Origin of the sequence: Hymenobacter jeollabukensis, assembly GCF_005771675.1 — a bacterium.
Lineage (GTDB): Bacteria > Bacteroidota > Bacteroidia > Cytophagales > Hymenobacteraceae > Solirubrum > Solirubrum jeollabukense.
Window position 1 is genome coordinate 350,281 of sequence record NZ_VAJM01000002.1, and the last position, 12,893, is coordinate 363,173.

A 12,893-nucleotide genomic window follows, 5' to 3' on the forward strand; every position below is an offset into this window, starting at 1 on the left:
GGGATTAGAACCGCGGTTTATGAAGATTCGCTCCCTATATTTGCTGGCTTCTAGAGCCCTTCGTTGTACTCCTGCCCATGCGTTTTTCGATTCTTAGCGCTGGTCTGCTCTTGTTCTCGGCTGCCTGTTCTTCGGATGGGGCTACGGGTAAAGTTGGTGACCACAGCACGCTGATAAACACTGGTTTCGATGATATGGCTGGCTGGGTGCCAGCTACGCCTTCGCTGACCAAAGAACGGGCCCGGTCGGGCCTGTATTCCATCAAGACGGACAAGGACATCGAGTATAGCCTCACCTACCGGCAACTGCTCGCGGACGTGGTGTCGTCGAAGCCCCGCAAGCTTCGTCTGACGGGGTGGGTCAACACCTCCGGACCCGATGCCGACGCCATTTTGTCGTTGCAAATCCTGAGTTCCAAGGACGGGTCTACGGTATTTAACGAAGGCGTGAACGTGAAAGAGCAGGTCAAAAAGCCCGGCAGCTGGCAACAAGTAAGCCACGAGTTCGTCCTGCCAGAAAAGGCAATATCGACCGACGAACTGCGGGTGTTCTTGTGGCGCGCCGGCAGCGGCGCGCCCGTCTACCTTGACGATGTCGAACTGCAGCTTGTCGAATAATCCGGCTTGAGGCCGCGCACCGGATTTGCAGCACCACCAAGTGCTAAGGTCTGCAGGCCCTAACGCGGTACAATACGCCTTTACAGCCCGCGCTGACCAAATGCAGCTTAAGGGCCTGGATTTGCGGGCTAGATTACTGGGCTGGCGCCGGGATGAACTCTTAGAACATCACTTACATGTCTTTTTTCTCGTCGGCCAACCGTCAGCTAAAGACGCACCCTTACCACATCGGAGCAGCCGTATTTTTCGTGGCGTTGGGGGCTTTTTTCTACTGGCCCTTTATTACGGCTATGCCCTCCGGGATGCATTCCTGGGCACAGGGCGACCGGTTGGCGCTGGCTATCAATTTCTACGACTACGGCTTCGACTTCTGGCATCCCCGCACTTCGTCGCTCGTTTCTATTGGCGGCATTACCGGGGTAGAATTCCCAATCCAAGCTTATTTGGCGGCTCTGATAGGGGGCGTTTTTGGTCGGGATGCTATCAACCCCGCGTTTCGTTTGCTGGACATTGCCTGCGCGCTGGTCGGATTTTTCTATTTGTTTCGGCTGGTGTTCGAGCGCACCGGGCACTTTGTGGCCGCGTTGCTACCGGCATGTTTCCTGCTGGGCTCACCCGTCGTGGGCTTTTACTCCGGTAACTACCTGCCCGATCCGGCCAGTCTGGCGCTGAGCTTTGTCGGATACTACTACTGGCTGCGTTTTATAGAGCACCGCTTGTTCCGCGACATGCTAGTGGCCTTGGCAGTGCTGACGTTAGCGGCCCTCATCAAAACCACCACGGCCCTGTTTCTGGCGGCGGTGTTGGGCCTCACGTTGGTCTGGGGATTTTTCGAGCCGCCGCTGATGAACGGCCGGCAACGGCGGTGGTTCGTGGGCTTGGCGGCGGTAAGCGTCGGCCTGATTGTGGGGTACTTCCTGCATAATCAGGCCCTGAATACCTACTACCAGTCGTGGCAATTCCTGGCCCAGCTCATGCCCATTAAAGACGACGATTCGCTGCACACCGTTACTCGGGCCGTCCGAGGCTGGATGTGGCGGGAATACGGCACCGTGACGCAGTACCGGATGTTACTGGCCAGTGCCGCGCTGCTGTTCGTATTTGCGCGTACCAACCTGCGCCGGTTCTTACCGCTGGTGCTGCTGCTACTGCCCGCCCTGGCTATCGGCTACACCTTCTTTTGGATGATGGGGGAGCAGTTGCCCATACACGACTACTACGTTATTGCGTCGTTTGTGCCCGCCGCGCTGCTGCTGCTGCTGCTGGCCCTGCTGAACTTGGGCCGGTTTGGCGGATGGTTTCGCTGGGTGAGCAGCGTGGGATTGGCGGTGTTATGCTTTGTGCTGCTGCGCGACGGCTACAAGCACCTGCACCAGCGCATGGAAGACGACACCTACGCTTGGCTGCAAGAAGGCGGGGCGCGGCTGGATGAATCCGGGGTGCCGAAGAAGGCTATGGTGCTCATTCTGGGAACCGAGGTCATCAATACGCCCCTGGTGTACGCCGACCGGCGTGGGCGCACCCTCAGCGCCGTGCCCGCCGACGCAACCCCGCAGTACCTGACCGAGCTGATGGCGCGGGACAGCCTTGAATACGTGCTCATGCCCCAGGATTTCTACACCGGTATGGTGCAGCACCACACCACCCTGCCAACGGCTTTTGCGCCGGTTATGCAGCAGCCGTTTGTCGTATTGCGTCGCCTTGATATGCGTCAGCCGTGGTAAAAGCGCTCATCATTCACAACAACTGGCGGACCATGTCCCGGGGCTGTTTGTTTATTCTGCTGGGGTTAGGGCTAATGTCCGCTCTGCCGGGCTGTCGGCCGCGCGACGGGCGGGAGGATGTTCGGGAACGGTTGGTCATGCAATGCAATTTCGAGTCGATGACCAGCCTGCAGCCCGATTCTCTGCTACCCACGCTTACCCAGCGCCGGGCCCATTCCGGGCGCTTCGCTATCCGCGTAGATTCTGCCCACGAGTATTCTATGAAATACAGCGTGCGGTTGGGGCAGGTTTTCCCTCTACGCGTGCGCAAGCTCCACATCAGTGCCTGGGCCTGGGTGCCGCGATTCGAAGACGACGCGGCACTGATAACGGCAGTATCGGCCCCAAACGAGCCCGACCGCACGGTTCTTTACCGCGCTTACCCGCTGGCCGATGCCGGTCCGTACGAAAAGTGGAAGCCTTTGGACTTCTACATCGACATGCCGTTTGAGGCGGGCTACAACAGCCAGTTGACCCTTTACATGTGGCGCAGGCAGGCCCAGCAGCCCGTGTATCTCGACGATTTGCGGATAACCGAAATTCGGTGATGGGTTGCGCTTTGGCTGGCGGTAATTTCAAGTGAAGCCTGTTGACCAGAATTCACGGCAAATCGTGCTGCGAAAGACAACGCCTTAATACTTTTTTTACCTAGTTTTGGGCTTTCAAAAGCTTCTGTTTCGCTGATTTATGAAAAAAGTGCTTTACGCACTCACCGCTCTGTGCATGGTATCCTGCGGTGATAAGACGGGTACCGAATCGCCCAACCGGCTGGCCGGAAACGATTTTGAAGCTATGGAAGGCTGGGTCAACGACCCCAGCGTTCTGGCTTCGTTAACTACGGCCAAAGCGCATTCCGGCCGTTATGCAGTGAAAGTAGACCCAAGCGTGGAGTACAGCACCGGCTACAACAACCTGCTCGGCAAACTCAGCCCCACCAAGCTTACCGCGTTTAAAGTCCGTGCGTGGGTGTTCTTGGCAAAGGCCAATACTCCGGTGAAAATGGTAATTGGTATTGCTAATCCCACCACCAACAAGCAGCTGTTGTGGGAAGGCGTTGACCTAGGCCCTGCCGCCAAAGCTGCTAACAAGTGGGTGGAAATTGAGAAAACCATCACCCTGCCGGCAGAGGCGACTTCCACTGACCGCTTAAGCATCTATATGTGGCGCACCCCCGCGGCGGAAACCGCTTACATCGACGACATGGTTATCGAAAAAGCGGAGTAAGTCTGATTTCATGGCAACGCATCTAAGCAGCCGCCGCTTGGTCCCGGGTTTTCGGGCCAAGCGGCGGCTGCTTAGTTGATTGGCCAGCCAGAACGGTGCCGACAACACCGACTCGGGTGCTTTACTGCCGGTAAGGCTACCGGACGGAAACCCTTAGCGGTGCTGGATAAGCTGAGGAAACGAAACGACAACCGGTCGACTGAGGCCGAGGCCGTGCTGGCCGCGGCTTAACCTACAGGCTGCTGGTGCGCCCGCCGTCCACCGGCACGTTGATGCCGTTGATGTAGCTGGCTAGCGGCGAAGCCAGAAACGCAATGGCCGCCGCCACTTCTTCGGCTTCCCCGAAGCGCCCGGCCGGAATCAGCCGCTGCATCTGGGCCTCCAGCTCTTGCACGGGTGTGCCGGTGCTGGCCGAACGCGCCGCCAGCAGGCTGTGGTGGCGCTGGGTGAGCGTGGCCCCGGGCAGCACGTTATTGACGGTAATGCCCGAGGGACCCAGCTCGTTAGCCAGGGTTTTGGCCCAGCTGGCCACCGCCCCGCGCGTGGTGTTCGACACCCCGAGGTTGGGCAGCGGCTGCTTCACCGAGGTGCTGATGACGTTGATGATGCGCCCGTAGCCGGCGGCTTTCATGCCTGGCACCAGGGCCTGGGCCAGCAGGTGGTTGCAGACGACGTGTTGCTCAAACGCCGCCCGCAGGTCGTCGACGGAGGCGGCCAGCAGCGGGCCGCCCGCCGGGCCGCCGGTGTTGTTGACCAGAATGTGGGTGGCCGGGTTCTTGGCTACGTATTCGGCCAGGCGCTCGGCCAGCTCGGCGGGGCGGCTGAAGTCGGCCACCAGGTAGTCGTGCTGCTGGCCGTGCTCGGCGGGCAGGGCGGCGGCTACTTCGCGCAGGGCGTCTTCGTTGCGGGCAATGAGGGTGACGTGGGCGCCGCGGGCGGCCAGCGCCTCGGCGGCGGCCCGCCCGATGCCCTGGGTGCTGCCGCACACCACGGCGCGGCGGTCGGTGAGTTGGTCGGTAAGCATGGCCGCAAGGTAGCTAGGTGACAGGTAACACGTGACACGTGACAGGTAACGGGGAAGCCGCGCAGAAGCGGCTGAACTTCGGCCCGGGTACTGAAAATCCGGTGGTTCCGGTGGCAGTTTATAACTTGTCCCCGGGCACGCGTTACGTGTCACCCCAAACCCATCCACCCACCACGTGCCGCTCGGCACGTGTTACCCGTCACCCCAATATGCCCGTCACGCGCCCCTTCAACTTCCAGCAGTGGATTGACGAACACCGCCACTTGCTCAAGCCGCCCGTCGGCAACCAACAGGTGTTCAAAGGCAACGACGACTTCATCGTGATGGTGGTGGGCGGCCCCAACGCCCGCAAGGATTACCACGTCGACGACAGCGAGGAGTTTTTCTTCCAGCTGGAAGGCGACATGACGCTGAAAATCATCGAGGACGGCAAGCCGGTGGATTTGCCCATCCGGGCCGGCGAGATATTTCTGCTGCCCGCGGGCGTGCCCCACTCCCCGCAGCGCCCGGCCGGCACCGTGGGCCTGGTGGTGGAGCGCTACCGCAAGCCCGGCGAGCTGGACGGCTTTCAGTGGTACTGCGAAAACTGCGGCACCAAGCTATACGAGGAGTTTACGGAAGTCACCGACATCGTGAAGCAGCTGCCCGTCATCATGGGCAACTTCTGGCAGAGCGAGGAGCGCCGCACCTGCAAGAACTGCGGCACCGTGATGCAGCCGCCCGCCCCGGTGCAGTAAGCCCCAGACCCGGATTTTCGCCGCCAGCCGGTCGGCGCGCATGGCCCATGCGCGCCGACCGGCTTTCTTTGTGTCTTGAATCCTGCTAAGTGGCCTGCTGTTAATGAAATCTAACGTCGTATTCTGGCTGGCGGCGGCGCTGCTGACCCTGGCCATGTTTCAGGACAAGCGCTGGAAGGCCATGGAAGTCCTCGACTCCGACCCCGGCGGCTATTACGTGTACCTGCCCTCGGCCTTCATCTACGGCGACCTGGGCCGGCCCGACTCGCTCGGCGCCCTGCGCCATATCTACCGCCCTGCGGAGGAGCCGGCCGAAATCGGGCTCAAGCCCCTGCCCGGCAAGCGGTTCATGAGCAAATACACCCTCGGCAAGGCCCTGGCCGACCTGCCTTGGTTTCTCGGCGCCCATGCCTGGGCCGGCGCCAGCGACAAATACGCCGCCGACGGCTTCAGCCGGCCCTACCAGCAGATCATCATGATTGCGGGCCTGTTCCACGGCATTCTGGGCCTCTGGATTCTGCGCAAGCTGCTGCGCCGCTACTACGACGACGGCACCACGGCCTGGGCGCTGGCGGGCATCGGCCTCGGTACCAACCTGTTCTGCTACGCCAGCTACGACGCCAACATGGCCCACGCCGTGCTCTTCCTCTGGCAGGCGGCGCTGCTCTACTGCTCGGCCCGCTGGTACGAAACCGGCCGCCCGGGCTTTGCCGCCGGCATCGGCCTGTTTCTGGGCCTGGCCATTCTCACCCGCCCTTCGGAGGCTATGTACGGGCTGGTGCCGCTCACCTGGGGCCTCACCCTGGCCGCGCCGGCCCTGCGGCAGCGGGCCCAGTGGTGGTGGGAGCGGCGCGGGCAGCTGCTGCTGGCGGCCGTGCTGCTGCTGGCGGTGGTCAGCCTGCAGGCGCTGTTCTGGCACGCCGTCAGCGGGCACTGGATTGTGTATTCCTACACCGGCGAGAAGTTCGATTTCCTGCACCCGCACCTCGTCGAGGGCCTGATCAGCTTCCGCAAGGGCTGGTGGCTGTATACCCCTATGGCCCTGCTCAGCCTGGGTGGCCTGTGGTGGCTGCGCCGCGACGTGCCCGCCGCCTGGCTGATGGTGCTGCTGATGGTGCCGGTGGCCATCTACGTGACCTTCAGCTGGCGCACCTGGTCCTACGGCGGCAGCTTCAGCTGCCGGCCGCTGGTGAGCCTCTACCCGGTGCTGGCCCTGCCGCTAGCCAGCCTGCTGGCCCACGCCCGCTGGCGCTGGGCCCTGCGCACCGTGGTGGTGGCCTTTATCGTGCTGAACCTCTGGCAGAGCTGGCAGTACGCCGGCGGAGTGCTGCACTGGGACGACACCACGGCCGACATGTATTTTCGTAACTTTTTCCGCCGCAAGCTCTAAGCCGCGGCGGCTCTTCCTTTTCCCTCCACCGGCCGCCACCCACGGCCCGTTGCCACCCACCCCCGTCTTGCTGACCGTCGACATTCACACCCACATCCTGCCCAAACAGTGGCCCGACCTGCGCGAGCGGTACGGCTACGGCGGCTTTATCCGGCTGGAGCACCACAAGCCCTGCTGCGCCCGCATGATGCAGGACGACAAGTTCTTCCGCGAAATCCAGGACAACTGCTGGGACCCCGCCGTGCGCCTGCGCGAGTGCGGGCACTTCGGCGTCGACGTGCAGGTGCTGAGCACGGTGCCCGTCATGTTCAGCTACTGGGCCAAGCCCCACGACGCGCTGGACCTGAGCATGCTGCTCAACGACCACATTGCCGGCGTGGTGGCCGACTACCCCGACCGCTTTGCCGGCCTGGGCACCATTCCGCTGCAAGCCCCCGACCTGGCCGTGAAGGAGCTGGAGCGCTGCGTGAAGGAATTGGGCCTGATCGGGGTGCAGATTGGCTCCCACGTCAACGACTGGAACCTCGACGCCCAGGAGCTGTTCGAGGTGTTTCAGGCCGCCGAGGAGCTGGGCGCGGCCGTGTTCGTGCATCCCTGGGACATGATGGCCCAGCAGAAAATGCCCAAGTACTGGCTGCCCTGGCTGGTGGGTATGCCCGCCGAAAGCACCCTGGCCCTCTGCTCGCTCATCTTCGGCGGGGTGCTGGAGCGCCTGCCCCGGCTACGCGTGGCCGTGGCCCACGGCGGCGGAACCTTCGCCAGCACCATCGGCCGCATCGAGCACGGCTTCCAGGTGCGCCCCGACCTCTGCGCCATCGACAACCCGGTGAACCCGCGCGAGTACCTGGGCAAGTTCTGGGTCGACTCGCTGGTGCACGACCCGCTGATGCTCGACTACCTAGTGAAAACCCTCGGCGCCGACAAAATCACGCTCGGCACCGACTACCCCTTCCCGCTCGGCGAGCTGGAGCCCGGGCAGCTCATCCGCAGCATGCCTTACCCCGACGACGTGAAGGCGCGCATGCTGGGGCAGAACGCGCTGGACTGGATGGGGGTACGAGTGGAGCAGTTCCGGCGCGCCGGCTCGGCGTACCGAGCGTAGGCGCCAACGGGGCTTGGTCGGCTTGCCCGGCTTCCGCCATCCTACAAGCAACTGAAGTATATTTGCTGTATGGCCCCTGTTGAGCAGGACTGCTATACACCCGCACACACAGATTTTTTAATTACTTGCCTGTGGCTCATCTTTTCTCGTGTAGGGCGCTCATACGTAGGTTGTTCGTGCAGCTGGGTATGGCGGCGCTAATAATTTCCGGACTGAGCCATTGCCAACCAGCCGCTCAGGAACCCGTGTTGAGCACCAGCTTTGAGGATCTAGATGGCTGGGTTCCGGCCCCGCCCTCGTGGCTGAGTGATGAAAAAGCGCATTCTGGGCGTTACAGCTGCCGGATGACTGGGGGCGATGAGTACACCATGCAATTTAATCGCTCTTGGAAGGATTTGGGCAGCCCCCGCAAACTGCGCCTGAATGCCTGGGCCCTGCTGCCACACGGCCGGCTGAAGCTCAATTTGGTGGTGAGTGTGAGCCGCAATGATTCTACATTATACTGGAATAGTATCTCGCTACCGGGCGTCATCAAACATTATAATCAGTGGGTGCCAGTGCACAAGCTGCTGGTCTTGCCGGCTGGTCTGGTGCCCACCGATAAAGTGACTATGTATCTATGGAAGAGTGGCGGCATGGTCGACGCTATTTACCTGGATGATCTGCGCTTGGATAAATTGTCTTAGGATCATGGCTCTTACCTCCGTTTCTTCCTCCGGCCCCGTTCCGGAGTACCCGCTTGGCATTGGTTCGCCGATGCCGGTGCAGCGCGAGCCGCTGCGCTGGACTGATTATGCTCTGACGATTCTGCTGCACGCCGGACTGTTGACGGCGCTCTACTCTGCTTGCTACTGCTTCGGCCTGCTCGACTATTTGCCGGAACAGGCGCGGCTGCTTAATTGGGACGGAAATAATTTCTATTCCATAGCCGTCAACGATTACCCAACGGACTCGAAGCTGGGTACCAACGCCTTTTTTCCATTGTTTCCCTATTGGTGGCGCCTCACCGGACTCGATGCCGTTGGCATCAGCATTCTAAATGCCATTTGGGCGTGGGTGGGCGCTGGCGTCTTGGCGCTTACGTTTGGCCTGACGCGGCGGCAACTGCTGTTACTGCTGGCCTTGCCTTCCCTGCTGTTTACCATGGTGCCATACGGCGAGGGCTTATTCTTCTTTTTCGGGGCGCTGCTGCTGCGCGGCTTGCATCGGCAGCAGGTAGCGCTTGTCCTGCTCGGGCTAGCTGGCTGCTGCCTGGCCCGTTCGGCCGGCACGACTTTTTTGCCCGCTTACTTGTTTGCCGAACTGCTCACGTGGGACCGGCGCAAGAGCTTCGGGCGGCAACTCGGGGAACTACTGGCTGGTATTTTGGCCGTGGTGGCGGCCGTGGTGCTCGTAATGTGGTTGCAGTACCGTCGGCACGGGGATGCGCTTGCGTTTTACAATGTACACTCGTTGTGGGGCCACAAATTCCACCTGCCCGAGACCCTGCTAAACGATTCCGCCGGCATCAACGTCTTGTGGCTTGATCTGGCGGCGCTGGTCGTGGTAGTGGTGGCATTGGTAGCCTGCCTGGCTTTGGGCGTGCGTTGGCTGCTGGGGCTGGGCAAGGCGCACACGGATGCGCCAAGGCTTTCCAAGGCAGTGTTATTTTCGCTTGGCTACGCCGTGGGAGCCGGATACTTTATCGTATTCTACCAAAACCCTGATATCGTGGGCCTGAGCAGGTATATTTTTGCCAGCCCATTTTTTTTCGTGATACTGGCCTGGGCCTGGCAGTACCAGCAAACGCAGCCGCGCCTTTGGTTAGGGGTGCTGACGGCTTGTGTGCTGGTGGCTACCTTGGTCGGGTGGCCTTGGTACTTCGATAACTTTATGCCTCTGGAGGCTACTTGGTATTTCGTGCTCTTCACGTTGTACTGTCTTGCCTTCCTCTTCATCGGTAAGGCAGATTTTCGGTGGTACCGGGAGCTGTCGGTTGGCTTATACGGTATCAACCTGCTGGCCCTGGTGTATATGCTCAACCTGTTTTTGGAGGGTGTCTGGATTAATTAAGCCCCAGATAGAGGAGGTGAATAGGTAGAGAATTGCCTGCCTTTTGGGTGCTAAAAGGATAAGGAGCCCCGGCTTATGCGTCGCGACCCGGAATCAGAACGGCGCACCTGCTTCAATCGGCGCTGGCGTGCGGCGGACTGAGCCAGCAGCATCCGTAGCGCGACGTGTCGCTGCCCGAGCACAAATCCGGGCAACGGGACTGAAACTGGGCACCGCAACCGATTGCCCTTTATCTTCGCTCGATGACCTTCCAGAATACCCCCGACTTCGCCCGCCAGCTCGACGCGCAGGACCCGCTGCGCCCGTTCCGTGAGCGGTTTCACATTCCGCTGGCCCCCGACGGGGCGGAAGCCGTGTACTGCTGCGGCAACTCCCTGGGCCTGCTGCCCCGCGCCGCCCGCGCCGCCGTCGAAGCCGAGTTCCGGAGCTGGGAGGAGCACGCCGTGGAAGGCCACTTCCGCGAGCCGTCCGAGTGGATGCACTACCACGAGACGCTGACCGACGCCACGGCCCGCCTCGTGGGCGCCCGGCCGGTGGAAGTGGTGGTGATGAACAACCTCACCGTCAACCTGCACCTGCTGCTCATCAGCTTCTACCGCCCCGAAGGCCGCCGCTACAAGGTGCTGATGGAAGGCGGCGCGTTTCCCTCCGACCAGTACGCGCTGGAAAGCCAGGTGAAGCTGCACGGCTACCAGCCCGACGACGCCATCGTGGAGCTGACGCCCCGCCCCGGCGAGCATACCCTGCGCACCCAAGATATTGAGGCGAAAATTGCGGAGCTGGGTGAGGAGCTGGCCCTGGTCATCCTCGGCGGCGTCAACTACTACACCGGCCAGGCCTTCGACATGCCGGCCATTACCCGCGCCGGCCACGCCGTGGGCGCCACCGTGGGCTTCGACCTGGCCCACGCCGCCGGCAACCTCGCGCTGCAGCTGCACGACTGGGACGTAGACTTCGCCTGCTGGTGCACCTACAAGTACCTCAACTCCGGCCCCGGCGGCACCTCGGGCGTGTTCGTGCACGAGCGGTTTGCCGAGCGCCCCGACCTGCCGCGCCTCGCCGGCTGGTGGGGCCACGACGCCTCGGTGCGCTTCCAGATGAAAAAGGGCTTCCGGCCCATGCCCGGGGCCGCCGGCTGGCAGCTCTCCAATGCCCAGATTTTCCCCATGGCCATTCACCGCGCCGCCTTGGCCATTGTGGATGAAGCCGGCGGCATGGCCGCGCTGCGCCAGAAGAGCGAGCAGCTGACGGGCTACCTGGAATTTGTGCTGCGGCAGGCTGGTTTGCCCGCCGAGCTGCTCGAAATCATCACGCCCCAGGACCCCGCCCAGCGCGGCTGCCAGCTGTCCTTGCTGGTGCACCGCCAGGGCCGGCAGCTGTTCGATTTTCTGGCCGAGCGCGGCATCATGGCCGACTGGCGCGAGCCCAACGTCATCCGCCTCGCGCCGGTGCCGCTCTACAATTCCTTCGAGGACGTGTGGCGCATTGGGCAGGGCGTGGCGGCCTGGAGCGCGGTGCTTGCCGCCGCTCCGGCCAACTAATAGCCGCCCCGCGCTGTTTCTCGTATTGCTGATGATGGAGCGCGCGTGCCGGCCAGGGGGCCAGGCGCGGCCCGGTGCTCCGCTTGCCCGACTGAAATGGAAGACTATGCGGCCAAGATGGCCGGCAAACCCGACGCGGAGCTGCTCCGGTATGTGGAGCGCCGGGTCGAATACATTGAAGCCGCCGTGCTGGCCGCCCTGGCCGAGCTGGAGCGGCGCGGCCACGTAGTGCCCGGCGCTGCCGCCCTGCGCCCCGAGCTGGAAGCCGCTGCCCGTCAGGCCGCCACCGCCGCCCCGCCGGCCGCGCCCGCGTGGGCACGGACCGAGGAAGTCGAAGAGCCGGAAGTAGCCGACGACGCGCCCGCGCTCTACTCGCCCGGTACCATTGCCATTCTCTCGGTGGTACTGTCGTACCCAGTGGGAGCGGTGCTGATGCTGCTGAACCTGCTGCGCCTGCGCCGCTACGGTGGCGCGGCCCTGCTGATGGCCTTGTCCATCACCATGTTGTCGGCCCACCTGTGGCTGCTGTTCAACCTGAAGCTCAACCCCAACGTGGTGGGCCTGTGCAGCAACATTGCCGCCGCCCTCATCTACGTGTTCGTGCTGTGGCCCTACTTCATCGGCGCCCGCACCTACCAGTCGCGCAGCTGGTTGCCGCCGCTCATCATCACCTTCGCGCTGGTGATGCTGCTGATGATGCTGGCGCAGTCGATGGGCGTGCCCATGCCGGGGCTGAAGTAGCCTATGGCCCTACGGTCGTTAGCCCTGCCCCAGGCCGATGTGCGCCTCGATGAGCAGTTCCTCCTGCCCGCCGAGGCTACCGCGCTGCTGCGGGAGCTGACGGCCACCATCCATTGGCGGCACGAGCCCATTACGCTCTTTGGCAAGCCGGTGCTGCAGCCCCGCCTCACCGCCTGGCACGGCGACGCCGGCGCCAGCTACCGCTACTCCGGCCTGCAGCTGCAGCCCGCGCCCTGGACGCCCGCACTGCAGGCCCTGCGCCAGCGCGTGGAAGCTGCCAGCGGCGCCCACTTCAATAGCGTGCTGCTCAACCTCTACCGCCACGGGCAGGACAGCATGGGGTGGCACGCCGATGATGAGCCCGAGCTGGGTCCGGCGCCCGTCATTGCCTCCGTCAGCCTGGGTGCCACGCGGCGGTTTCGGCTGCGCCCCCGGCCTGGCAGCGGCCCGGTTCACGCCCCCGTCGGTCTGGAGCTGGGCAGCGGCAGCCTGCTGCTGATGCAGGGCCCCACGCAGCGCTACTGGCAGCACGCGGTGCCCAAAACCGCCCAGGCCGTCGGTCCGCGCCTGAACCTGACGTTTCGAAACGTGGTAGGTAGCGGGTAGTCCGTGACCGGACAACTATGGTCGTTCATAATAAAAAAGGCCCGCTGAATATATCAGCAGGCCTTTTGGCTTTGTCTGAGCAGGTCAGAAGCCGAA

Annotated in this window: 13 protein-coding genes; 12 read left to right on the top strand and 1 reads right to left on the bottom strand. The window is 62.7% G+C overall.

What is annotated here, in order from left to right:
• The first annotated feature begins 77 nt into the window (after positions 1–77).
• From FDY95_RS05575 to FDY95_RS05590, 4 genes are all read left to right on the top strand, one after another.
• Entirely contained in the window at positions 78–617 is a 540-nt protein-coding gene (locus FDY95_RS05575) for a hypothetical protein (protein WP_138075760.1), read from the top strand.
• A 302-nt stretch (positions 618–919) separates the two neighbouring features.
• Positions 920–2,341, top strand: a complete 1,422-nt coding sequence (locus FDY95_RS05580; protein WP_246073936.1) for a glycosyltransferase family 39 protein — start codon at positions 920–922, stop codon at positions 2,339–2,341.
• A 302-nt stretch (positions 2,342–2,643) separates the two neighbouring features.
• Positions 2,644–2,928, top strand: a complete 285-nt coding sequence (locus FDY95_RS05585; RefSeq protein WP_138075762.1) for a hypothetical protein — start codon at positions 2,644–2,646, stop codon at positions 2,926–2,928.
• Positions 2,929–3,067: 139 nt separating this feature from the next.
• Entirely contained in the window at positions 3,068–3,604 is a 537-nt protein-coding gene (locus FDY95_RS05590) for a carbohydrate binding domain-containing protein (RefSeq protein WP_138075763.1), read from the top strand.
• A gap of 232 nt (positions 3,605–3,836) precedes the next feature.
• Here FDY95_RS05590 and FDY95_RS05595 read toward each other — a convergent pair whose 3' ends face one another.
• Positions 3,837–4,628, bottom strand: a complete 792-nt coding sequence (locus FDY95_RS05595; protein ID WP_138075764.1) for an SDR family oxidoreductase — start codon at positions 4,626–4,628, stop codon at positions 3,837–3,839.
• A 209-nt stretch (positions 4,629–4,837) separates the two neighbouring features.
• On the opposite strand from FDY95_RS05595, the gene FDY95_RS05600 reads away from it, so the two are divergent.
• The 8 genes from FDY95_RS05600 to FDY95_RS05635 all read left to right on the top strand — a co-directional run bounded on the left by FDY95_RS05600 (position 4,838) and on the right by FDY95_RS05635 (position 12,797).
• Entirely contained in the window at positions 4,838–5,365 is a 528-nt protein-coding gene (locus FDY95_RS05600) for a 3-hydroxyanthranilate 3,4-dioxygenase (RefSeq protein ID WP_138075765.1), read from the top strand.
• Positions 5,366–5,468: 103 nt separating this feature from the next.
• Positions 5,469–6,755, top strand: coding sequence for a glycosyltransferase family protein (locus FDY95_RS05605; protein WP_138075766.1), 1,287 nt, complete (start codon positions 5,469–5,471; stop codon positions 6,753–6,755).
• Between the two features lie 67 nt (positions 6,756–6,822).
• A complete protein-coding gene (locus FDY95_RS05610; protein WP_246073937.1) occupies positions 6,823–7,857 on the top strand; it encodes an amidohydrolase family protein in 1,035 nt (344 codons plus the stop codon).
• A 248-nt stretch (positions 7,858–8,105) separates the two neighbouring features.
• Positions 8,106–8,543, top strand: coding sequence for a hypothetical protein (locus tag FDY95_RS05615; protein ID WP_171025541.1), 438 nt, complete (start codon positions 8,106–8,108; stop codon positions 8,541–8,543).
• Between the two features lie 4 nt (positions 8,544–8,547).
• Positions 8,548–9,909 carry a SulP family inorganic anion transporter gene (locus FDY95_RS05620; RefSeq protein ID WP_171025542.1) on the top strand — a complete coding sequence of 454 codons (1,362 nt, stop codon included), beginning with the start codon at positions 8,548–8,550 and terminating at the stop codon, positions 9,907–9,909.
• Between the two features lie 242 nt (positions 9,910–10,151).
• Positions 10,152–11,450 carry a kynureninase gene (kynU, locus tag FDY95_RS05625; RefSeq protein ID WP_138075769.1) on the top strand — a complete coding sequence of 433 codons (1,299 nt, stop codon included), beginning with the start codon at positions 10,152–10,154 and terminating at the stop codon, positions 11,448–11,450.
• 96 nt (positions 11,451–11,546) lie between these two features.
• A complete protein-coding gene (locus FDY95_RS05630; protein WP_138075770.1) occupies positions 11,547–12,191 on the top strand; it encodes a hypothetical protein in 645 nt (214 codons plus the stop codon).
• Positions 12,192–12,194: 3 nt separating this feature from the next.
• Positions 12,195–12,797, top strand: a complete 603-nt coding sequence (locus FDY95_RS05635) for an alpha-ketoglutarate-dependent dioxygenase AlkB family protein (RefSeq protein ID WP_138075771.1) — start codon at positions 12,195–12,197, stop codon at positions 12,795–12,797.
• Positions 12,798–12,893: the final 96 nt, after the last annotated feature.

Bases quoted from the DNA above. Each gene is read 5' to 3' on its own strand.
- FDY95_RS05575 (WP_138075760.1), top strand. From the start codon at position 78: ATGCGTTTTTCGATTCTTAGCGCTGGTCTGCTCTTGTTCTCGGCTGCC.
- FDY95_RS05580 (WP_246073936.1), top strand. From the start codon at position 920: ATGCATTCCTGGGCACAGGGCGACCGGTTGGCGCTGGCTATCAATTTC.
- FDY95_RS05590 (WP_138075763.1), top strand. From the start codon at position 3,068: ATGAAAAAAGTGCTTTACGCACTCACCGCTCTGTGCATGGTATCCTGC.
- FDY95_RS05595 (WP_138075764.1), bottom strand. From the start codon at position 4,628: ATGCTTACCGACCAACTCACCGACCGCCGCGCCGTGGTGTGCGGCAGC.
- FDY95_RS05600 (WP_138075765.1), top strand. From the start codon at position 4,838: ATGCCCGTCACGCGCCCCTTCAACTTCCAGCAGTGGATTGACGAACAC.
- FDY95_RS05605 (WP_138075766.1), top strand. From the start codon at position 5,469: ATGAAATCTAACGTCGTATTCTGGCTGGCGGCGGCGCTGCTGACCCTG.
- FDY95_RS05620 (WP_171025542.1), top strand. From the start codon at position 8,548: ATGGCTCTTACCTCCGTTTCTTCCTCCGGCCCCGTTCCGGAGTACCCG.
- kynU (WP_138075769.1), top strand. From the start codon at position 10,152: ATGACCTTCCAGAATACCCCCGACTTCGCCCGCCAGCTCGACGCGCAG.
- FDY95_RS05630 (WP_138075770.1), top strand. From the start codon at position 11,547: ATGGAAGACTATGCGGCCAAGATGGCCGGCAAACCCGACGCGGAGCTG.
- FDY95_RS05635 (WP_138075771.1), top strand. From the start codon at position 12,195: ATGGCCCTACGGTCGTTAGCCCTGCCCCAGGCCGATGTGCGCCTCGAT.